This is a genomic window from Streptomyces sp. NPDC006294, assembly GCF_042870895.1.
Classification (GTDB): domain Bacteria; phylum Actinomycetota; class Actinomycetes; order Streptomycetales; family Streptomycetaceae; genus Streptomyces.
This window is the reverse complement of the sequence record NZ_JBIAHV010000028.1, coordinates 15,605-34,627: the sequence shown is the minus strand read 5'-3', so window position 1 is coordinate 34,627 and position 19,023 is coordinate 15,605. Positions and strand designations below refer to the sequence as shown.

General features: G+C 73.2%; 17 protein-coding genes and 1 pseudogene. 11 read left to right on the top strand and 7 right to left on the bottom strand.

Annotated features, from left to right (window positions below; translation table 11 throughout):
* Window positions 1-267: 267 nt before the first annotated feature.
* The 4 genes and pseudogenes from ACFYOP_RS32870 to ACFYOP_RS32855 form a co-directional block, all read right to left on the bottom strand.
* A complete protein-coding gene (locus tag ACFYOP_RS32870) occupies window positions 268-951 on the bottom strand; it encodes a hypothetical protein (protein ID WP_356899183.1) in 684 nt (227 codons plus the stop codon).
* A 118-nt stretch (window positions 952-1,069) separates the two neighbouring features.
* A pseudogene (locus ACFYOP_RS32865) lies at window positions 1,070-1,525 on the bottom strand (MFS transporter); the annotation flags it as partial.
* Between the two features lie 164 nt (window positions 1,526-1,689).
* Window positions 1,690-3,939: a molybdopterin oxidoreductase family protein gene (locus ACFYOP_RS32860; RefSeq protein WP_356899182.1), complete on the bottom strand. Its 2,250-nt coding sequence runs from the start codon at window positions 3,937-3,939 to the stop codon at window positions 1,690-1,692.
* Between the two features lie 510 nt (window positions 3,940-4,449).
* On the bottom strand, window positions 4,450-5,094 hold the full coding sequence (locus tag ACFYOP_RS32855) for a TetR/AcrR family transcriptional regulator (protein WP_388453840.1): 645 nt from the start codon (window positions 5,092-5,094) through the stop codon (window positions 4,450-4,452).
* A 95-nt stretch (window positions 5,095-5,189) separates the two neighbouring features.
* Here ACFYOP_RS32855 and hmgA point away from each other — a divergent pair, with 95 nt between their 5' ends.
* The 4 genes from hmgA to ACFYOP_RS32835 all read left to right on the top strand — a co-directional run bounded on the left by hmgA (window position 5,190) and on the right by ACFYOP_RS32835 (window position 9,807).
* A complete protein-coding gene (gene hmgA / locus ACFYOP_RS32850; RefSeq protein ID WP_356899180.1) occupies window positions 5,190-6,518 on the top strand; it encodes a homogentisate 1,2-dioxygenase in 1,329 nt (442 codons plus the stop codon).
* A 27-nt stretch (window positions 6,519-6,545) separates the two neighbouring features.
* Complete coding sequence (locus tag ACFYOP_RS32845; protein WP_356899179.1) at window positions 6,546-7,298, top strand: GntR family transcriptional regulator; 753 nt, start codon at window positions 6,546-6,548, stop codon at window positions 7,296-7,298.
* 88 nt (window positions 7,299-7,386) lie between these two features.
* Window positions 7,387-8,526: a type ISP restriction/modification enzyme gene (locus ACFYOP_RS32840; protein WP_356899211.1), complete on the top strand. Its 1,140-nt coding sequence runs from the start codon at window positions 7,387-7,389 to the stop codon at window positions 8,524-8,526.
* 78 nt (window positions 8,527-8,604) lie between these two features.
* Entirely contained in the window at window positions 8,605-9,807 is a 1,203-nt protein-coding gene (locus ACFYOP_RS32835) for a CaiB/BaiF CoA-transferase family protein (protein WP_356899178.1), read from the top strand.
* Between the two features lie 60 nt (window positions 9,808-9,867).
* On the opposite strand, the gene ACFYOP_RS32830 is transcribed toward ACFYOP_RS32835, so the two are convergent.
* Window positions 9,868-10,131, bottom strand: a complete 264-nt coding sequence (locus tag ACFYOP_RS32830) for a hypothetical protein (RefSeq protein WP_356899177.1) — start codon at window positions 10,129-10,131, stop codon at window positions 9,868-9,870.
* 282 nt (window positions 10,132-10,413) lie between these two features.
* Between ACFYOP_RS32830 and ACFYOP_RS32825 the strand changes: the two genes are divergently transcribed.
* Window positions 10,414-11,457, top strand: coding sequence for a serine/threonine-protein kinase (locus ACFYOP_RS32825; RefSeq protein ID WP_356899176.1), 1,044 nt, complete (start codon window positions 10,414-10,416; stop codon window positions 11,455-11,457).
* Window positions 11,458-11,505: 48 nt separating this feature from the next.
* Here ACFYOP_RS32825 and ACFYOP_RS32820 read toward each other — a convergent pair whose 3' ends face one another.
* A complete protein-coding gene (locus tag ACFYOP_RS32820) occupies window positions 11,506-12,315 on the bottom strand; it encodes an SGNH/GDSL hydrolase family protein (RefSeq protein WP_356899175.1) in 810 nt (269 codons plus the stop codon).
* 491 nt (window positions 12,316-12,806) lie between these two features.
* Between ACFYOP_RS32820 and ACFYOP_RS32815 the strand changes: the two genes are divergently transcribed.
* The 4 genes from ACFYOP_RS32815 to ACFYOP_RS32800 all read left to right on the top strand — a co-directional run bounded on the left by ACFYOP_RS32815 (window position 12,807) and on the right by ACFYOP_RS32800 (window position 16,692).
* Entirely contained in the window at window positions 12,807-13,649 is an 843-nt protein-coding gene (locus tag ACFYOP_RS32815; RefSeq protein ID WP_356899174.1) for a glycosyltransferase family 2 protein, read from the top strand.
* Window positions 13,646-14,716: a glycosyltransferase family 2 protein gene (locus tag ACFYOP_RS32810; RefSeq protein WP_356899173.1), complete on the top strand. Its 1,071-nt coding sequence runs from the start codon at window positions 13,646-13,648 to the stop codon at window positions 14,714-14,716. Before ACFYOP_RS32815 ends, ACFYOP_RS32810 begins: the two co-directional genes overlap by 4 nt.
* Window positions 14,713-15,522, top strand: a complete 810-nt coding sequence (locus tag ACFYOP_RS32805) for a polysaccharide deacetylase family protein (RefSeq protein WP_356899172.1) — start codon at window positions 14,713-14,715, stop codon at window positions 15,520-15,522. The genes ACFYOP_RS32810 and ACFYOP_RS32805 overlap by 4 nt, the downstream gene beginning before the upstream one ends.
* A 72-nt stretch (window positions 15,523-15,594) precedes the next feature.
* The gene (locus tag ACFYOP_RS32800) at window positions 15,595-16,692 is read left to right on the top strand and encodes a DUF5925 domain-containing protein (RefSeq protein ID WP_356899171.1); all 1,098 of its coding nucleotides are present in this window, start codon (window positions 15,595-15,597) and stop codon (window positions 16,690-16,692) included.
* Window positions 16,693-17,119: 427 nt separating this feature from the next.
* On the opposite strand, the gene ACFYOP_RS32795 is transcribed toward ACFYOP_RS32800, so the two are convergent.
* Window positions 17,120-17,512, bottom strand: a complete 393-nt coding sequence (locus tag ACFYOP_RS32795) for a GntR family transcriptional regulator (RefSeq protein WP_356899170.1) — start codon at window positions 17,510-17,512, stop codon at window positions 17,120-17,122.
* A gap of 71 nt (window positions 17,513-17,583) precedes the next feature.
* Between ACFYOP_RS32795 and ACFYOP_RS32790 the strand changes: the two genes are divergently transcribed.
* Both ACFYOP_RS32790 and ACFYOP_RS32785 read left to right on the top strand, forming a co-directional pair.
* Window positions 17,584-18,504, top strand: coding sequence for a GNAT family N-acetyltransferase (locus tag ACFYOP_RS32790; RefSeq protein ID WP_356899169.1), 921 nt, complete (start codon window positions 17,584-17,586; stop codon window positions 18,502-18,504).
* A complete protein-coding gene (locus ACFYOP_RS32785; protein ID WP_356899168.1) occupies window positions 18,485-18,976 on the top strand; it encodes a DUF402 domain-containing protein in 492 nt (163 codons plus the stop codon). The genes ACFYOP_RS32790 and ACFYOP_RS32785 overlap by 20 nt, the downstream gene beginning before the upstream one ends.
* Window positions 18,977-19,023 lie beyond the last annotated feature (47 nt).

Sequence of the window (19,023 nt, the reverse complement as noted above, 5' to 3'; positions counted from 1 at the left end):
TCGTTCGAGCCGCCGCCGCCTGCCTTGGCGTCCTTCGCGCCGGCCCGTTCCGCGGGACCGGCACCGGTGCCTTCCCCGGCGGACGCGGCGGCGGCCGGCTCGCCGGACGCGAGCGGCCGCTCCGCCGCGACGGTGACCTGCGACGCGTCCGGGGGTGGGTCCTCGCACCCCCGGACGACGCCGGTGAGCAGAGTGGCCGTCACGCTGAGCGTGATGGTCAGACGACAGGCTCGGCTGGGTCCGCGTCGACGGCGGCGACTGCGGACGTTACGCGGCGCCATGGGCGCGACGACGGGCCCGTCGGACGAGGACCAGTCCGCCGAGGCCGGCGGCGCCGGCGACGAGCGCGGTGGTCATGCCGACGGAGGAGCCGTCGTCCCCGCCCGTACCGCCGTCACCCGCCATGCCGCCGCCGCCGGCCGGGACGGCGCCGTGCGGCGAGCCCTTGTCGCCCTTGGACCAGTCCTTGCTGTTCTGGTCGTCCTGGATCTTGTCCTTCCCCTTGGCGCCGTGCTTGTCGCCGTACTTGTCGCAGTCGACGGTGAAGACCTTCTGCTTGTCCTGGGGGTTGCCCGGGACCGTCCAGGTGAGCAGGTAGTCGCCGTCGGGGAGGGCGTACTCCTCGGTGTGGCCGCGGCCGGCGATGAGCGCGATGGTGTCGTTCAGCGTGGGCCCGGTGGCCGTCGGCGGCTGCGGGGTGATGGTCCACTCGAGCAGCTCGAGGCTCTCGAAGTTGAACGCGCTGAGGCTGAACTTGCAGACGCCCTTGAGGTCGTCCCGGGTGTCCCAGTGCGGGACGCCGGCCTTGTGGATCTTGAGGTCGCCGCTGTCGCCGGGCTGGGCGAACGCCGCCGGCGCCCCCGCCAGCGTCACGCCGGCGTAGGCCAGAGCGGCGAGGGCGGCGGCCCCCGTGCGGACACGGCGGGGACGGAGAGTTGCGGTCCTGCTCATGCGAGGCTCCTTCAAGCCGATGCGATTGTCATACTGATCACGCGATCGCCTGACTAGATGTCACGGATTCGGCAGGAAGAAGCTTCGAAACGCTGAGAAAGCGTCAGAAATGCCCCTACTAGCGGACACGATGTGTATGCCGACCGGGCGATCCGCCCTCGTCGGCGCCCTGCCCACCGCCGCCCCTTCCCGTCCCACCGGTCCCGGGCCGCCCCGTACGCACGGCGACCGCGCCCGACGCCAGCAGCAGCGCGCCCAGCGTCACGAAGGGCGGGGCCGCACCGGTGACGCCGGCGACCGGTCCGGCGGAGGCGGGCGCGGCGACCTGGCCGAGGCGATCGCCCGTCAGGCGCAGGGCCGACGCCGTCGAACGCGCCCGGTCGGGAGCCGCCCGCACCACCGTCGTCATGGACAGCGGCTGCCCGGCCCCGGGGCAGAAGCCGAGCGCCGCCAGCATCGGCGCGAGGGCCCACAGCGGCACCGGCAGCGCGATGCCCGCGCACAGCACCCCGCCGAGCAGACAGGTCACGGTGAGCAGCGCGGTGCAGCCGAGGAGGCGGATCACCGGCGTCACCCCCTCGGCACGAAGACGTCCGCCGCGTCCAGCTTGAGCGCGGTGGCCGCACGAGCGGTGGGGCCGCCCCAGGGCAGCGTGTTCATGACGCCGTTCGCGGTGGCGTGTCGTCATCTGCTGTCAACAAGGTGTTGCCGTGTGAGCAATACGAGCAAAACCCCAGCTCATCGACTTGGCGTCACGTCCACCGGGATGGCGTTGAGCACGGCGGTGCCGGACAGCGGGTCCAGCCGTGAGCCGTCCAGCAGTTGGTTCACATTGACCCCGGGGCGCTCGGCGGCCACCGAGAGACGGGTGCCGGGGCGGCTGTGGCCCCAGCCGTGCGGCAGGCTCACCACACCGGGGCGAACGTCGTCCGTGATCTCCACGGGGGCCTCGACGCGTCCGCCGTCGGCGGTGACGCTCGCCGTGGCTCCGTCCTCGAGCCCGAGCCGGGCGGCGTCGTCCGGGTGGACGTGGAGGGTGCAGCGGTTGGAACCGCCGTTCAGGGCGGGCACGTTGTGGAGCCAGCTGTTGTTGGACCGCAGATGGCGGCGGCCGACCAGGACGAGTCCCTCCGGGCGGGCGTCGAGGGCGGCGCGCAGCCGGGGCAGGTCGTCGGCGACGGGGGCCGGCAGCAGCTCGACGCGTCCGCTGCGGGTCCGCAGGATCTGCGGGATCCGGGGCTCCAGCGGCCCGAGGTCCACGCCGTGCGGCTGGTCCAGCAGCGTGTCGAGGGTGAGGTCGTACGGGCCGAGGCGCAGCATCATGTCGAGGCGGCGCTCGGGTCCGGTACGGCCCGTCAGCGTGGCGGCGGCCTCCTCGACGGTCCGGCCGCGCATCGGGGAGTGCGGGTCGGCGACCGCCTTGGCGAGAGCGCCCTGGACGACCATGTCGTCGACGGCGGACGGCTCGGCGCCGTGCATCCCGGACACGGCGAGGATCAGCCGCGCGTGGATCTCGCACTCGTCCATCAGCCCGGCCTCCAGCGGTACGGCCGCGGGGCTGTAGCGGGCCTGGTTGCGGACGGCCAGCGAGTTGAAGGCGAAGTCGAAGTGGGCGCTCTGCGCGGGCGGCGGCGGGGGCAGCACCACGTCCGCGTGGCGGGACGTCTCGTTGAGATACGGGTCGATGCTGATCATCAGATCGAGGCCGGCCAGGGCGCGGTCGAGGCGGTCGCCGTCGGGCGCCGAGAGCACCGGGTTGGCCGCGATGGCGATCAGCGCGCGGATCTGCCCCTCACCGGGGGTCTCGATCTCCTCCGCGAGGGCCGCGATCGGCAGCTCGCCCTTGGCCTCGGGGTGCCCGCCGACCCGGCTGCTCCAGCGGCCCAGCGCGAACCCCTTGCCGGGGGCGGCCGGACGCGGGGCGCGTTCGGTGGCGGAGTACGGGAAGAGGGCGCCGCCCGGCCGGTCGAGGTTGCCCGTCAGGATGTTGAGCACGTCCACGAGCCAGCTGGCGAGCGTGCCGTGCTCGACGGTGCAGCTGCCGATGCGCCCGTAGACGGCGGCGGTGGGCGCGGCCGCGAGCTCGCGGGCGATCGTACGGATCTCCTCGGGCTCCATGTCGCAGGCCGGGGCGACGGCCTCCGGCGTGAAGTCCTTGACGGCCGCCTCCACTTCGGCGACCTGCTCGACATGGCCGGCGAGCGACCCGAGGTCGGTGAGGTTCTCCTCGAACAGGACCTGGGTGAGCGCGGCGAGCAGCAGCGCGTCGGTGCCGGGGCGGATCGCGACGTGCCGGTCGGCGAGCCGGGCGGTGCGGGTACGGCGCGGGTCCACGACGGTGAGGGTGCCGCCGCGGCGGCGCAGCGCCTTGAGCTTGCCCGGGAAGTCGGGCGCGGTACACAGACTGCCGTTGGACTCCAGCGGGTTGGCCCCGAGCATCAGCAGATGATCGGTGCGGTCCAGGTCCGGCACGGGGATCGCGACGGCGCTGCCGAAGAGCAGTCCGCTGGAGACGTGCTTGGGCATCTGGTCGAGGGTGGAGGCGGAGAAGACGTTGCGGGAGCGCAGCGCGGCGAGAAGGACGGGCGGGTAGAGACCGCCGGCCATGGTGTGGACGTTCGGGTTGCCGAGCACGACGCCGACGCTGTTCGGCCCGTGTTCCTCGATCAGCGGCCTGATCCGGCCGGCGATCAGATCGAATACCTCCTCCCAAGTGGCGTCGCGCAGCTCGCCGTTCTCCCGGACAAGGGGGGTGCGCAGCCGGTCGGGGTCGGCGTCGAGCTCGCCGAAGGACGCGCCCTTGGGACAGATGAAGCCCCGGCTGAAGACGTCGTCGCGGTCGCCCTTGGCGCGGGTGACGCGGGTCCCCTCGATGGTGAGGGTGAGCCCGCAGGTGGCCTCGCACAGCGGACAGACGCGCAGCGCGGTGCGGGTCTGCGCGTCGGGCGCGGAGGTCGTCGTACGGGTGCTGGGAGCGGTGCGGGGCATGAGCCCTCCCGGGGCGGCGGCAGCGGCAGCGGCGATGTGCCGGGCCACCGAGCATACCGACCGGTATGCACGCTGGGGAAGACCGTTACACGTCCGTACCGCGGCCGCGGCGGGGCGCCGGCGGTCCGCAGCGGGCCGTAACGGGTCACACCCGGCCACCGGCGACGGTCCGCCGGGGGTAGGGCAGACCCCAGCTGTCAGGCCCGACGACCGACGGCCGGCGACGGTCCACGGCGGGCGCGGCGGGTCGCCGCCGGGCCGGCGGGTCGGCCGGCCACCAGCCGGGCGCAACGCTCACGACCGGCCACCAGCGACCCTCGGTCGTCCACGACGGGCCACAGCGTGCACGGCGGGTCAGCCGGTCGGCGCACCGAACCGACCGTCGGCGGTTCACGGCGGGCGTCGCAGGCCACCACCCGGTCGGCCGGGCACGGCGGGCGTCGCTGGCCACCACCGGGTCGGCCGGGCACGGCGGATCGCCGGGCCGGCGGGCGTCGCAGGCGTGATCGGTCACGCCCCGTCGAGGATCCGCGCCAGATACGCGCGCAGCAGCTCGCGCGTCTCGGTCACGATCTTCTCGTCCCCCGACGGCCGCACCCGGAAGGCCAGTTGGAGCAGTGCGTCCGCCGCCTCCACCGAGACGAGGACCGCCCGCCGCAGCTCCTCGTCCACCGCGCGGCCGAGATGCCCGGCGAGCAGGTCCGCGAGCCGTCCCGGCACGTCGGGGTCGGCCCCGGCGGCAGGGGTGCCGACCGGGAGCTGCGCGCCGAAGTCGACCAGCGCGAACCCCGGCACGGAGCGCTTCATCGCCAGATACTCGTCCAGCACGACGTCGACCGCGCCCCGCCAGTCGTCGGCCCGCACCTCGGGCAGGCGCGCCGCGATCCGCTCGGCGTATCCGTCGAGGTTGCGGCGTGCGAGGGCGTCGACCAAGGCGCGCTTGTTGCCGAAGAAGCGGTAGACCGAGCCGATCGGCACCCCGGCCCGGGCCGCGACAGCGCGGGTGGACAGCTCCTCGTAGCCCGCTTCGTCCAGGACCTCCGCGCAGGCGTCCAGGATCCGCGCGAGCCGGTCGGCGCTGCGCTGCTGGACCGGCACGCGGCGCAGATGCGCGGCGTCGGGAAGCGGTCGACGAGCCTGGGACACGCCGTCCATCATGCCGCTCCGTTGCCGTGGAGGGGGTGGACCTGCAATCCTACTGTTGTCCATAGGAATGGATTCAGTGAATCCTTCAGCACCAGGAGCGGACGATGAACGGCACCGAGCAGGCGCGGAAGAGGGTCGAGGGGCTGACCGACCGGTCGTTCCTCCCCGGCTTCGGCAACGAGCACAGCTCCGAGGCGGAGCCCGGCGCACTCCCGCACGGGCGGAACTCGCCCCAGCGCGCCCCCCTCGGTCTCTACGCGGAACAGCTCAGCGGCTCGGCCTTCACCGAGCCCCGCGCCCACAACCGCCGCTCCTGGCTGTACCGGATCCGCCCCTCGGCCGCGCACCCGCCCTTCGTCCGCGTCGACAACGGCCATGTCCGCAGCGCCCCCTTCACCGAGACCGTGCCCGACCCCAACCGGCTGCGCTGGAACCCGCTGCCGGAGCCGGCGCCCGGCACCGACTGGCTGGCAGGTCTGTGGACCCTCGGCGGCAACGGCGACGCCACCCAGCGCACCGGTATGGCCGTGCACCTGTACCACGCCAATACGTCGATGACGGACCGGGTGTTCAGCGACGCGGACGGTGAACTGCTCATCGTTCCCGAGCGCGGCGGGCTGCTGCTGGTGACGGAGCTCGGGCTGCTGCCGGTCCGCCCCGGCGAGGTCGCCCTGATCCCCCGCGGTGTCCGTTTCCGCGTCGAGCTGCTGGACCCGACCGCCCGCGGCTACGTCTGCGAGAACTACGGGCAGCCGTTCCAGCTCCCCGACCTCGGCCCGATCGGCGCCAACGGCCTGGCGCACCCCCGCGACTTCCTGGCCCCCGTCGCCGCGTACGAGGACGTCGAGCGCCCGGTGGAGGTCGTCAACAAGTACTGCGGGAACCTGTGGGCGGCGACCTACGACCACTCCCCGCTCGACGTGGTCGCCTGGCACGGCAACCATGTCCCGTACGTCTACGACCTGCGCCGCTTCAATGTGATCGGCTCGATCTCGTACGACCACCCCGACCCCTCGATCTTCACGGTGCTGACCTCGCCGTCCGACACCCCCGGCCTCGCCGGTGTCGACTTCGTCGTCTTCGCACCGCGCTGGCTCGTCGGCGAGGACACCTTCCGCCCGCCGTACTTCCACCGCAATGTGATGAGTGAGTACATGGGCCTCATCGAGGGCGCGTACGACGCCAAGGCGGAAGGGTTCGTGCCGGGCGGCGGCTCGCTGCACAACATGATGTCGGCACACGGCCCCGACCGGGAGACCTTCGACCGGGCGAGCGCCGCCGAGCTCAAGCCGCAGAAGATCGACAACGGGCTGGCCTTCATGTTCGAGACGCGCTGGCCGGTGACCGCGACCGGGCAGGCGGCCGGCGCCGACCACCTGCAGAAGGGGTACGACGACGTATGGCAGGGTCTGGAGCGCCACTTCAGGCCGTAGTGGAGAGATGCCGTGTACGGAGATGCCGTGACCTCCTTCGCCCCTGACTCGCTGGTCCTGAACCGCAAACTGCCGCTGTGGTACCAGGTCTCGCAGTCGCTGCGCGCCTCGATACTCGGCCGGCCCCCCGAGGCCTCGCTGCGGCTGCCCACCGAGGAGCAGCTCGCCCAGCACTACGGCGTGAGCGTCCTCACCATGCGCCAGGCGCTCAAGGAGCTGGAGGAGGAGGGGCTGATCAGCCGGCACCGGCGGCGCGGCACCTTCATCGAACCGGGAGCGCGGCGGGGCGCGCCCCGCCGGCTCCTCGGCTCCATCGACGCGATCGTCGCCCAGCAGTCCGGCGAGCGCACCACCATCCTCGACCACGGCCCCGAGCCGGTGCCCGGTGAGATCACGGAACACTTCCCGGACGCCGCGGAGATCGTGATGTACCGGCGGCTGCGCTGCGACGGCGACACCGGCGAGCCCACCAACTGGGCGGAGAACGCCCTGCGTCCGGACGTCGCCGCCGGCCTCGACCTCGCGGACCTGGAGCGCTGGCCGATGACCAAGGTCCTGCGGGACTCACTCGGCGTCCGGATCAGCCGGATCACCGACACCGTGGAGGCCCGCCTCGCGGACCCGCGGACCGCCGAGCTGCTGCGGGTGCCGCTGCTGAGCCCGATCCTCCACTACACCGGCGTGACGTACGACGACTCCGGCCGGGTCGTGGACGTGGCCCGCATCCGCTACCGCGGGGACCGGTTCTCGTTCTCCGTCACACTGGACGCGGCTGACTAGCCAGCCGCGGACTGGACGTCCCGTCGGCGCCCAATAGCATCGGACGGTGACTGCTCTCACCGAGGACGTGCCGCTGCTCGACGACCTCATGCCGTGGTCCGTCGCGCCGTTGCGACCGGGCCGGAGCTGGGTGATGGCCCCGGACGCGGCCTGTCTGCGGGCGCGTTGGGACACGCTCGTACGGGCGGAGGGCGGCGAACGCGAGGCGCTGTTCCGCCCGACCCGGCTGCGGGGACCGCACAGCGCGGTGGCGCAGCTCCCCGGCCGGTGGACCGGCACGGGGCGGTTCGCGCGCGAGAACGGACGCTGCCCGGAGCCCGTACGGGTGCTGCACGGCCCCTTCGACGAGCAGTGGCTGATACCGGACCACCGGCTGATCGACGTGGCACGGCCCGAGTTGTGGCGGGTCCGGGACGACCACCAGCTCTTCGTCGTCGAGGCGGGCACGGCCGTCGTGGTGACCGGGCTGCTGCCGGACGGACGTACGCCCGCGGGCCGGCCGGGCCGCATCCGGCCGCTGTACCGGCGGCCGGGCGGCCGCGAGCCCAACCTCGCGCCCGGTCTGACGGACGCGCTGGGCGAGCGGTACGGGTGCGAGGTGGACGCGGAGGACGTCGCCGCGTGGGTGGTGGCGGCCGCGCGGCCGTCGCCGGCCGGGTGGGCGGTCCCGCTCACGGCGGACGCCGGCGTCTGGGCGGCCGGGGTCGCGCTGGGGCGCGAACTGGTCCGCGTCATGCTGCGCGGCGCGCGGGGCGCGGAACGCCCGAGACTGCCGGGCGGCCGCCGCCCGTACGTCCGGGCGGCCCTGCCGGCCAGGCCGTCGTCCGTCACCCACCTCCCCGAAGAGGAGACGCTCCTCATCGGGGACACCGGCCGCGTCTCGCCGGTGCCGGCGGCGGCCTGGGACTACGAGGTGGGTGGCGCGCGGGTGCTGGAGCTCTGGTTCGAGCAGCGGACGGCCGTCGGGGAGCCCGGGACTCTGGACGCGGTGCGGCCGGCGGAGTGGCCGCAGCGGTGGACCTCCGAGCTGCTGGAACTGATCACCGTGCTGGCGATGCTGTCCGAACTCGCGCCGCGGCGGGCGTCGCTGACCGCCGCGCCGGACCGGCTGCCGGCCTCGGCCCTCCGCGCGGCGGGCGTCCTCCCACCACCGTCACGGTGCCGCCGCCCGGCGTCGGTCCTGGACCACGCGGAGGAGGGCCCGGAGGGTCAGGTCGCGCTGCTGTGACGGTGCGCGGGGCTGGGGCGGGTAGGGGAACAGGCCGGGGTCGTGACAAACCTGGCACGTACACGATATGCACGGCGCATGAGTCATCAGCCACAGCCACTGCCCCTGCACGGCATCACCGTCGTCGCCGTCGAGCAAGCCGTCTCCGCCCCGTTCGCCACCCGGCAGCTCGCCGACCTGGGCGCCCGCGTGATCAAGGTGGAGCGGCCCGACGGCGGGGACTTCGCGCGGGGGTACGACACCGCCGCCCGCGGACTGGCGTCGCACTTCGTGTGGTGCAACCGCGGCAAGGAGTCCATCGCGGTGGACCTGAAGGACCCCCGCGGCCTGGAGGTCGTGCACCGGCTCGTGGCCGGCGCCGACGTGTTCGTGCAGAATCTGGCGCAGGGCGCGGCCGCCCGGCTCGGTCTGGACGCCGCCGCACTGTGCGCCGAGCACCCGCGGCTGGTGGCCGTCGACATCTCCGGCTACGGATCGACGGGACCGTACGCGCACAAGCGGGCGTACGACATGCTCGTGCAGTGCGAGGCCGGGCTCGTCTCCGTGACGGGCACACCGGAGCAGCCGGTGAAGGCGGGCGTCCCGGCGGCCGACATCGCCGCCGCGATGTACGCCTTCTCGGGCGTCCTGGCGGCGCTGCTGCGGCGCGGCGCCACGGGACGCGGCGGGCCGGTGGAGATCTCCATGCTGGAGTCGCTGGCCGAGTGGATGGGGCATCCGCTGCACCACGGGATGCACGGGGGCGAGCCCCCGGCGCGCACCGGTCTCGCGCACGCCGTCATCGCGCCGTACGACGCCTACGCCACGGCGGACGGCGGTCAGGTGCTGCTGTCGGTGCAGAACGACCGCGAGTGGCGGCGGCTGGCCGAACAGGTGCTGGAGCGACCAGAGTTGGGAGCCGATCCGGCGTTCGCGACGAACACGGCGCGTACGGCGAACCGGGAGCGGACGGACGCGGCGGTGGCCAAGGCGCTGGCGGGCCTGGAGACCGGGGAGGCGGTCGCGCGGCTGGAGGCGGCGGGGATCGCCTGCGCGCGGCTCAACAGCATGACCGACGTGGCCGCCCATCCGCAGCTCGAGGCGCGGGACCGGTGGCGCGAGGTCGGGTCGCCGACGGGACCGCTGCGGGCGATGCTGCCCCCGATCACGCTGCCGGACGGGGAACCGGCTCGGATGGGGGACGTTCCCGGCCTGGGCGAGCACACCGACGCGCTGCTGCGGGCCGTGGGGATGACGGACGAAGCGGCGGCGGTACTGCGCCGGGACGGTGTGGTCGCCTGAGCGGGGTGGGCGCGGTCGTCCCGACGCGGAGGGCCGGTGGGTGGCGGGCCGGGCGTTGGGTCAGCCGCGGCTGCCGAAGAGCGAGCGGCGCAGCCGGCGCAGCGGCGCGAAGAGCGAAACGCGCGCGCTCTTGCTCCGGCGGCTGTGCGCCACGTCACGCGAGGTCAGTTCACGCATCAGGAGCGTCGCTTCGGCCGTCTCACGCTGCGGGACGGCGGGGCCGCCGAGCACCGAGAGATGGCGGTCCAGACGCGAACTGGTCGCACCGCTCCCGCAGGTGATGGCAGGTACTCGTGCCCTGCTGCGCACTGTTATCTGATCCATGTCACTCCCCACCCGTACGAGGCACCCGGCCCGGGCAGGTTAACCCTATCGCCCCGCCGGGACACCCGTGTATCCCACCTGCATGATTCACCGCACTCGTACGCGCGTTGACCATTACTCTCCGAATACGACTGTTTCCAGGGCGAGTTGGACAGCGTGTATGTGGTTTCCAGCCGCCATCGTACTGATGGCCAATCAAGGCCGCTACATCTCGGACGAGTTGAGCTAGCTTGGAGTGATTTCCACCATGCTGCGGCACTGGTTGCGGACAGGGGGCCCGCCATGAGCGACGTACCGGCGACGCCGGGAACCGTACGGCTGATCGCGGGCCGTTACCGCCTGCTGAGCCCGCTGGAGGAGGACGGCGGCGGCATCCTGTGGCGGGCCCGCGACGAGGTGCTGGGACGCGAGGTCGCGGTCAGGGAGGTCAGGGCGCCGGCCGCGCTCACGCCCGGGGAGGCGCGCGGGCTGTACGCGCATCTCGAGAGCGCCGCCCGCGCCGCCGGCCGGGTCTCGCACCGCAACGCGGTCGCCGTCCACGACGTGGTCACCGAGGACGGCCGGCCGTGGATCGTCAGCGAACTGGTGCGCGGGCTCACCCTCGCGGACCTCCTCGACGCCGAGGGCCCGCTGCCGCCGCGCCGGGCCGCCCAGGTCGGGGCAGAGGTGCTGGCCGCGCTGCGCGCCGCGCACGCCGCGGGCGTGCTGCACCGGGACGTGAACCCGTCGAACGTGCTGATGACCAACGACGGCCGGGTGATGGTCACCGACTTCGGGACGGTGACGGACCGCGACTCCCCGGAGTTCGGCGCGCCGGAGACGGTCGCGGGCCGTGAGCCGGGCCCGGAATCGGACCTGTGGTCGCTGGGTGCACTGCTGCACGCCGCGGTGGAAGGGCGCTCGGCGTTCGGCGCCGGCTCCCGGTCGGGCGCGTCTCCCGATGCCGGCGAGGAAGGGTCGGCGCCGGCCGGCGAAGCCCTCGGTTCGGTGATCACCGGTCTGCTGCACCGCAATCCGGCGGACCGTCTCGACGCCGCGGAGGCCGAGCACCTGCTGCGCCTGGCGAGCGCGGGCGGCGGTGGCGGTGACGTACGGACGCACGCGGCGGACGTCGCGTCCGAGCCGCGGACCCCGCCGGACACGGCGGCCGGGCCGGACGCCGCTTCCCCGCCGAAGGCCGCTCCGCGGCCGGACCTGCCCATGGCCACGGGCGTGGTCCCCCAGTCCGACGCCTCGAGGCGGGCGACGACGGTCCTGGTGGTGGGGGTGGCGCTGCTGCTGCTCTGCGTCGTGGCACTGGTCTGGCTGGTGGCGGGCGGCGGGTGAGAGAAGGACCGTGACCGGCCCGCGACTGCGGGCCGGTCACGGCTGCGCTCAGGCGTTGGAGTCGAACACGGGCAGGTAGCCGCCGGACTGGCCGGCCGCCGTCGGGTGGTAGGAGTCCCCGATGTTGAGCCAGTTGAGGCTGTGCAGCCAGGACGAGCCGGAGCAGATCTCGTGGCCGGTGAACGTCCCGACGACGCTCGCGAAGGTGTAGCCGTGGTCGGCCGCACGCTTGGCGGTCGCCGCGTTGAGATGGTCGGCGGCGCCGTTGATGGCGCGCCGCTCGTTCTCGGTCAGGCCCGCGAGACAGCTGCCGTTCAGTTGGTAGAAGCGGGGATAGCCGAGGACGACCACCCTGGCGGCGGGGGCCTTGGCGCTGATCGCCGAGTACACCTGGTCGAGCTTGCCGGGCAGCGTCGTGTCGACGTACGCCTTCGCCTGCTCGATCCGGCTGATGCAGTTGGACTCGGACTGGAGGACGCAGGTGGTCATCACGTCGGCGAAGCCGGCGTCGTTGCCGCCGACGGTGATGGAGACGAGGTCGGTGGCGGAGGTGAGGGGGGCGAGCTGATTGGCCGTGACATCACCCGTACGAGCACCTGAGCAAGCGGTGAAGGCGAACGACGAGGGTGAATTGGCGTTGGCCCAGAGCTTGGGATAGGCCCGGGTGCTGCGCTTGCAGTTACCGCTCGCGCTGTCGTAACTGCCGGCTCCCACACCTGATGAGTAGGAGTCGCCGAGTGCCACGTAGTCCAGTGACTGGGCGGTGGTGTCGGCCTGCGCGGTGCCCGCTCCGGTGAGAGCGAGGACGGCGCCGAGGAGGAGTGAGGATGAGAATGCCGCGGCTCGGGACAGTTTCATGGAACCTCCCTTTAGCAGAATCTCTGCCTCAACTTTCCTAGCAGCGCAGGAGGTTCTTCGGAAGTGTCCATGTCAAAAATTGTTACTGACGAGTCAGTGGGGCAGTTGGGGCGGTACCGCACAACGGCTCTGATCCGTCCTCAAAGGTGATGCAAACAGGGGTCTTTACGGCGGTCTTGTCATACAGTCCCAATCATCAATACCGTCATACTTCCACCCGCACCGGCCCATCACGCAACGCGGCTCAGGGGAGGGCATCGGCACCGCGAGGGGTCCGGGCGGGGGTTGTCACGGCAGGGGGGTGCCGTGTCCGTTCCCGCGCTCGCGCACCTGTCGAGCCGTGGACGGCGCGGCCAGTGATGCCGGCTCTACCACCCGGCGCGGAGCGGCGCTCCGCCATGGGCGGATGAGTAGAACCCCCCTTTCGAACCGGACACTCATCCGGGCCGCCCGCACGCGGGCGGCCCGCCGGTAGAGAGGGAACAAGGCCCATGAGCTCAGTCCTGCACCCGGCCGCCCCGGGGCACGATCCGGTGAACGAACACGCCCGTACACCGGGCAGATACCGGCCGATCTCCTCGCACCTCGCCATCACCCCGCCCGTTAGCGTGGTGATCCCCGCGATGAACGAGGCGGCCAACCTTCCGCACGTCTTCAAGACCCTGCCCGGCTGGATCCACGAAGTGGTGCTCGTCGACGGACGGTCCACCGACGACACCGTCGCGGTCGCCCGCGACCTGTGGCCCGGCGTCACGGTCGTCCAGCAGCTCGGCAAGGGCAAGGGCGACGCCCTGATCAGCGGATTCGCCGCCTGCACGGGCGACATCATCGTGATGGTCGACGCCGACGGCTCCGCGGACGGGCAGGAGATCGTCTCCTACGTCTCCGCCCTCGTCTCCGGGGCCGACTTCGCCAAGGGCTCACGGTTCGCCAACGGCGGCGGCACCGACGACATGACCTGGGTGCGCAAACTGGGCAACCGGGCCCTGTGCGCCGTCGTCAACGCCAAGTTCGGCGCGCGGTACACCGACCTCTGCTACGGCTACAACGCCTTCTGGCGCCACTGCCTCGACGACATCGCCCTGGACTGCACCGGCTTCGAGATCGAGACCCTGATGAACATCCGGGTCGTCAAGGCGGGGCTGCGGGTCCAGGAGGTGCCCAGCCACGAGTACCTCCGCATCCACGGCGTCAGCAATCTGCGCGCCGTCCGGGACGGGCTGCGGGTGCTGAAGGTGATCCTCAAGGAGAAGCGCGTACGGCGGGCCGCCCGCCTGCGCCCCGCGCACCCCGGCCTTCCGGCCTCCCGGCCGGCGCGAGGAGAGGTGTCGTGAGCCCGTCCCCCGACGGACGCCGGTTCTCCGTGGTGATCTGCGCGTACACCGAGGACCGCTGGGAGGACATCCTCGCGGCCGTCTCCTCCGTACGCCGCCAGACGCTGCCCGCCCTGGAGACGCTGCTGGTCGTCGACCACCATCCGGCGCTGCTGCGGCGGCTGCGCGAGCGGTACGAGCGGGAGCCGCATGGCGTGCGGGTGCTCGCCAACGCGGGTCCCCGCGGCCTGTCCGCCGGCCGCAACACCGGGATCGGCGCGTCCCGTGGGGAGTTCGTCGCCTTCCTCGACGACGACGCCGTCGCCGAGCGCGACTGGCTGCGGTACTTCGCCGAGGCGTACGGGGATCCGCGCGTCATGGCCGTCGGCGGGCGCACCCTGCCCGCCTGGTCCTCCGGCCGCAGACCCGCCTGGTTCCCGGAGGAGTTCGACTGGGTCGTCGGCTGCACGTACCGGGGCCTGCCGCCGGGAAGGGTCCGGGTGCGCAACGTACTCGGCGGCAACGCCTCCTTCCGGCGTACGGCTTTCGACGCCTGCGGCGGCTTCGCCACCGGCATCGGACGCGACGGCGACCGGCGGCCACTGGGGTGCGAGGAGACCGAGCTGTGCATCCGCCTCACCCGGGCGCTGCCCGGCGCGCTGCTGCTGATCGACGACCGCGCGGTCATCCACCACAAGGTGCCCGCCGCCCGCGAACGGTTCGGCTACTTCCGCACCCGCACCTACGCGGAGGGCCTGTCCAAGGCGCTCGTGGCCCGTAGCGTGGGCGCGGCCAAGGGACTGGAGTCCGAACGCCGCTACACCACCCGGGTCCTGCCGGCCGGAGTCGTCCGCGGGCTGCGCGACGCGCTGCGGGGCCGCCGGGGCGGCGCCGGCCGGGCGGGCGCGATCGTCGCGGGCGTCGCGGCGGCGTCCGCCGGATACGTCGTCGGCGGCGTACGGGCGCGCGGCGGCGTGACGTTCTCCTCGGGGCCGATCGCCGCGAGCCCGGCGGCGGCCTCCTCGGCGGCCTCCTCGGGGGCCTCTTCGGGGGCCTCTTCGGGGGCCTCTTCGGGGGCCGGGCCATGACCCCGTCGGTGCCCGTCCTGATGTACCACGCCGTCGGGGAGCGGCCGGCCCCGGCGGCGTACGGCCTGTCCGTCTCCCCCGCCGCCTTCGCGCGGCAGATGGAGATGCTCGCGGAACGCGGGTTCACCCCCGTCACCACGGCGCGGCTCGGCGACGCGTGGCGCTCCGGCGGGCGCCGTCCGCTGCCGGAACGCCCCGTGCTGATCACCTTCGACGACGGCTACGAGGGCGTGCACCGGCACGCCCTCCCCGTCCTCGCCCGGCACGGCTTCGCCGCCACCGTCTTCGTCACCACCGGCTGGCTGCGCGGACCGTACGACCGGGGGAACGCGCTCGACACCATGCTCGACTGGCAGCAGGTGCGCGAACTCGCCGCCGCCGGCACGGAGATCGGCGGCCACGCCCACACCCACCCCCAGCTCGACCAGCTCGACGGCCCGCGCCTCGCCCACGAGACCGTCCATTGCCGGGACCTCATCGCCCGGGAACTGGGCGCCGCGCCCGTCTCGTTCGCGTATCCGTACGGCTACTCCGACCGCCGGGTGCGCGCCGCCGTCCGTACGGCGGGCTTCACCCAGGCACTCGCGGTCGGCAACGCGCGCGCGGCGCCGCGCCAGGGCCCGTACGCGCTGCGGCGGCTGACGGTGCGGCGCGGCACGGGGCCGGCCGAGTTCGAACGGCTCCTCGACGGGCACGCTCTCGCCGTCGCCCGGAACTTCGCCGTGGACCGGACGCTGACCAAGGGCTACGCCGTGGTGCGCCGGACCCGCCGGGCAGTGGCGCCGGCCCGCCGCCGCTGGGCGTGACCACGATCGGACCGGCCGCCGCACCGGCAAAAGACGGTGCGGCGGCCGGTGGCGTGCCGGATCATGGGCGGCATGTCTGCCAACCCCCAGGACGCACTGCCGATCCGGCTCAACGTCGACGACAGCGACTCGCCCTCCGACGTCATCGACGCGCTGTTCCTCGGCCGCTTCGCGACGGGCGAGCAGCCGTACTCGCACAGCTCCTCGATCGACCGCGTCAGGCCCGGCGCGACGATGCTGCCGCCCGGCGCGTCCGTGCTGCGCTCGGCGCGCGACGACGACCGCAGCGCCACGCTCGCCGAGGGCGACGGCTGGACGCTGCTGATCTCCCGCTGGAACCGCGGCGCGGACGTCACGGTCACGGCGGTCACCTCCGAAGTCGCCGAGAAGGTCCTCAAGGAGGCGACCGACGGCGCGGCGGACGAGCCCGAACCGGAGCCCTCGAACGTGACCATGGGCTTCTGGTACGTCTCCCCGCGGCGCGGCCCGCACCGCACGACCCGGCAGATCGCCGCCGGGACCTGGGACGAAATCCGGCCCAACTACACCGCGCCGGTCGCCGACGCGATGGACCGGCTGATGAAGGTCACGCCCGACGACATCGCGGGCCGGCTCCTGCTGCTCCACGGCCCGCCCGGCACCGGGAAGACGTCCGCCCTGCGCACCCTGGCCCGCTCGTGGCGCGACTGGTGCCAGGTGGACTGCGTGCTGGACCCGGAACGGCTCTTCAACGACGTCGGTTATCTGATGGACATCGCGATCGGGGAGGACGAGGGCACGTCCAGGAGCCGCTGGCGGCTGCTCCTGCTCGAGGACTGCGACGAACTCATCCGCGGCGAGGCCAAGCACACGGCGGGCCAGGCCCTGTCCCGCCTCCTCAACCTCACGGACGGCCTCCTCGGCCAGGGCCGCAACGTCCTCGTCGGCGTCACCACCAACGAGGACCTCGAGCGCCTCCACCCGGCCGTCGTCCGCCCCGGCCGCTGCCTCGCCCGCATCGAGGTCGGCCCGCTGACCCGCCCGGAAGCGGTGTCGTGGCTCGGCACGGACCAGGGCGTGTCCCGCGAGGGCGCGACCCTGGCCGAGCTCTACGCCCTCCGCCGCGGCACCCCGCCGGCGTCCGTCCCGTCCCAACCGGGCGGCGACGCGGACGCGGGCCTGTATCTGTGACGCGGGGGTCCCGTGCGGGGGCCCGCTGCGCGGGGCGTGTTCCCCACCCCGCCCCTTCCCGAAACCGGGGCAGGCCCCGGACCCCATACCGCGCTTCGCGCGGTGTCCTCAAACGCCGGACGGGCTGGATTTCGCTCCGCGAAATCAGCCCCGCCGGCGTTTGAGGCGCGGGTCCGGGCAGAGCCCGGTTCGGGAAGGGGCGGGGAGGGGACAAGCCCGCCGCAGGCGTACCCCGCCCCGGGTCAGCTGAACAGCCTGTTCGCGGGTTTCTGTCGCGGTCGACGCCTGCACACAGTCGGTCATGGCCGCGACCCTACGGCCGGTCCCCGGTATGCCGAAAAACACCCGGCAGCCGCGGCTCCCCAGGGACGGAGCCGCACGCCCGGACCAGTGGAAAGGCGCGGGCCGGGGAGCAGGCGCGCCCCCGTCAGGCCTCGCCACCTTCCCCGTAGACCGCCCGCACCGCGTCCCCCACCACCTCCACCGCCGCCTCACGCGACAGCCCCAGCCGCCGTACCCGCGCCGCGTACGCCGCCGCCGCCTCCGCCGCCTCGCGTGCCGCCGCGTCGCCCGCCGCCGCGACGAACGTGCCGTGGCGGCCCCGTGTCTCGATCACGCCGTCGGCCTCGAGCGCGCGGTAGGCCTTGGCCACGGTGTTGGCCGCGAGGCCCAGTTGCTCGGCGAGGCCGCGGACGGTGGGCAGGCGGTGACCGACCGGGAGCGCCCCCGAGCGCGCCTGTTCGGAGATCTGCGCGCGGAGCTGCTCGTACGGTGCGTCGGCCGCATCGGCGTCGATGGTGATGTTGATGTTCGAGGTCACGGCGCGATTCTCCCTCACGGGGCGGAAATCCGGAGGCGCCGCCGCCCTCCCCGTGCGTAGCGTGCCTGCACATGACTGTGATCGTTCGTGATTTCCGCCCGGAGGACGCCGAAGCCGTGACCCGGGTTCGGCGCGCCTGCATGCCCTTCGAAGTGACGACACCCGCGTCCCTCCTCTTCGGGGTCGAGACCGCCAACCCGGCGAAAAGGTACCGGCTGTTGGTGGCCGAGCAGGACGGGGAGCTGATCGGCACCGCCCATGCCGGAATCGCGTACGACTCCGCCGAGCCCGGCCAGTCGTTCGTCACCCCGCATGTCCACCCGGAGCACCGGGGTCGCGGAGCGGGCGGTCTGCTGCTGCGGGTCGCGGAGGAGCATCTCGCAGAGCAGGGCGCGAAGAACGTGTACGCGTGGGTCCTCGAGGGCGCGGACAACGTCGCGTTCGCCGAGAAGCGCGGCTACCGGCCCACCCGTTCCGCGCACTTCCAGCGGCTCGATCTGGCGAACGGCCCGCTCCCCGAGGTTCCCGCCCTGCCGCCGGGCGTCGAGCTGCGTACCGCCGCCGACTTCGAGGCCGACCCGCGGCCGATGTTCGAGGCGGACGCGGAGGCGACGTCGGACGAGCCGAGTGACATCCCCACCGACCTGGCCGACTACGAGGACTGGATCGCCCACACCTGGAACGATCCCCTGCTCGACCGGCGGTTGACCACGGTCGTCGTGGTCGACGGCAAGGTCGCGTCGTACACCGCCGCGCTCACGGACGGCGCCACCCGTTATCTGACGGGGATGACGGGCACGCTGCGTGCCCACCGCGGCAAGGGACTGGCGAAGCTGGCCAAGACCGACTCGCTGCACCGGGCCCGCGCGGCCGGTTACACGGACGCCTTCACGAACAACGACGCCGACAATGGTCCGATGCTCGCGATCAACAGGTGGTTCGGGTACGAGATCTGCGCGACGGAGGTCCGCCATGTCCGCACGCTCGATTGACGTACGGCTCGTCAAGGCCGGTGCGACGAAGATCCGCTACCCCGCCGAGCTGCTCGGCGACGACGGCGACCGTCTCGCCGTCCGCGCCCCGTGGGCGGGTTCGGGCGTGCGGGACTTCGGCTTCGTACGCTTCGAGCCGGGCGATGTGTTCACCGAGTACTACTGGCGCGACCGCTGGTACTCGGTCAAGGAGGTCCGCGCGGGCGACGGCACGCTCAAGGGCTGGTACTGCGACATCACCCGGCCCGCCGTACTGGCGGAGGACGGCGGCGAGCTGAGCGTCGAGGACCTGGACCTCGACCTGTGGGTGTCGGCGGACGGTACGGAGATCCTCCGGCTGGACGAGGACGAGTTCGAGGAGAGCGGCCTCGCCGTCCGCGACCCGGAGGCCGCGGCGGCCGCGGTCCGCGCCTTGGACGAGCTGGAGGAGCGGGCCCGGACCGGCCGCTTCACGCGGTTGCTGGACCGGTGACGCGGTGAGGGGCGGGCCACCTCGGTGGCCCGCCCCTCACCTCCTGG

What these genes read in the sequence shown, in the direction of transcription:
- ACFYOP_RS32835 (WP_356899178.1), top strand. Translation starts at nt 8,605, where the DNA reads ATGAGTCATCAGCCACAGCCACTGCCCCTGCACGGCATCACCGTCGTC.
- ACFYOP_RS32815 (WP_356899174.1), top strand. Translation starts at nt 12,807, where the DNA reads ATGAGCTCAGTCCTGCACCCGGCCGCCCCGGGGCACGATCCGGTGAAC.
- ACFYOP_RS32805 (WP_356899172.1), top strand. Translation starts at nt 14,713, where the DNA reads ATGACCCCGTCGGTGCCCGTCCTGATGTACCACGCCGTCGGGGAGCGG.
- ACFYOP_RS32830 (WP_356899177.1), bottom strand. Translation starts at nt 10,131, where the DNA reads ATGGATCAGATAACAGTGCGCAGCAGGGCACGAGTACCTGCCATCACC.
- ACFYOP_RS32800 (WP_356899171.1), top strand. Translation starts at nt 15,595, where the DNA reads ATGTCTGCCAACCCCCAGGACGCACTGCCGATCCGGCTCAACGTCGAC.
- hmgA (WP_356899180.1), top strand. Translation starts at nt 5,190, where the DNA reads ATGAACGGCACCGAGCAGGCGCGGAAGAGGGTCGAGGGGCTGACCGAC.
- ACFYOP_RS32790 (WP_356899169.1), top strand. Translation starts at nt 17,584, where the DNA reads ATGACTGTGATCGTTCGTGATTTCCGCCCGGAGGACGCCGAAGCCGTG.
- ACFYOP_RS32855 (WP_388453840.1), bottom strand. Translation starts at nt 5,094, where the DNA reads ATGGACGGCGTGTCCCAGGCTCGTCGACCGCTTCCCGACGCCGCGCAT.
- ACFYOP_RS32860 (WP_356899182.1), bottom strand. Translation starts at nt 3,939, where the DNA reads ATGCCCCGCACCGCTCCCAGCACCCGTACGACGACCTCCGCGCCCGAC.
- ACFYOP_RS32785 (WP_356899168.1), top strand. Translation starts at nt 18,485, where the DNA reads ATGTCCGCACGCTCGATTGACGTACGGCTCGTCAAGGCCGGTGCGACG.
- ACFYOP_RS32820 (WP_356899175.1), bottom strand. Translation starts at nt 12,315, where the DNA reads ATGAAACTGTCCCGAGCCGCGGCATTCTCATCCTCACTCCTCCTCGGC.
- ACFYOP_RS32870 (WP_356899183.1), bottom strand. Translation starts at nt 951, where the DNA reads ATGAGCAGGACCGCAACTCTCCGTCCCCGCCGTGTCCGCACGGGGGCC.
- ACFYOP_RS32825 (WP_356899176.1), top strand. Translation starts at nt 10,414, where the DNA reads ATGAGCGACGTACCGGCGACGCCGGGAACCGTACGGCTGATCGCGGGC.
- ACFYOP_RS32840 (WP_356899211.1), top strand. Translation starts at nt 7,387, where the DNA reads ATGCCGTGGTCCGTCGCGCCGTTGCGACCGGGCCGGAGCTGGGTGATG.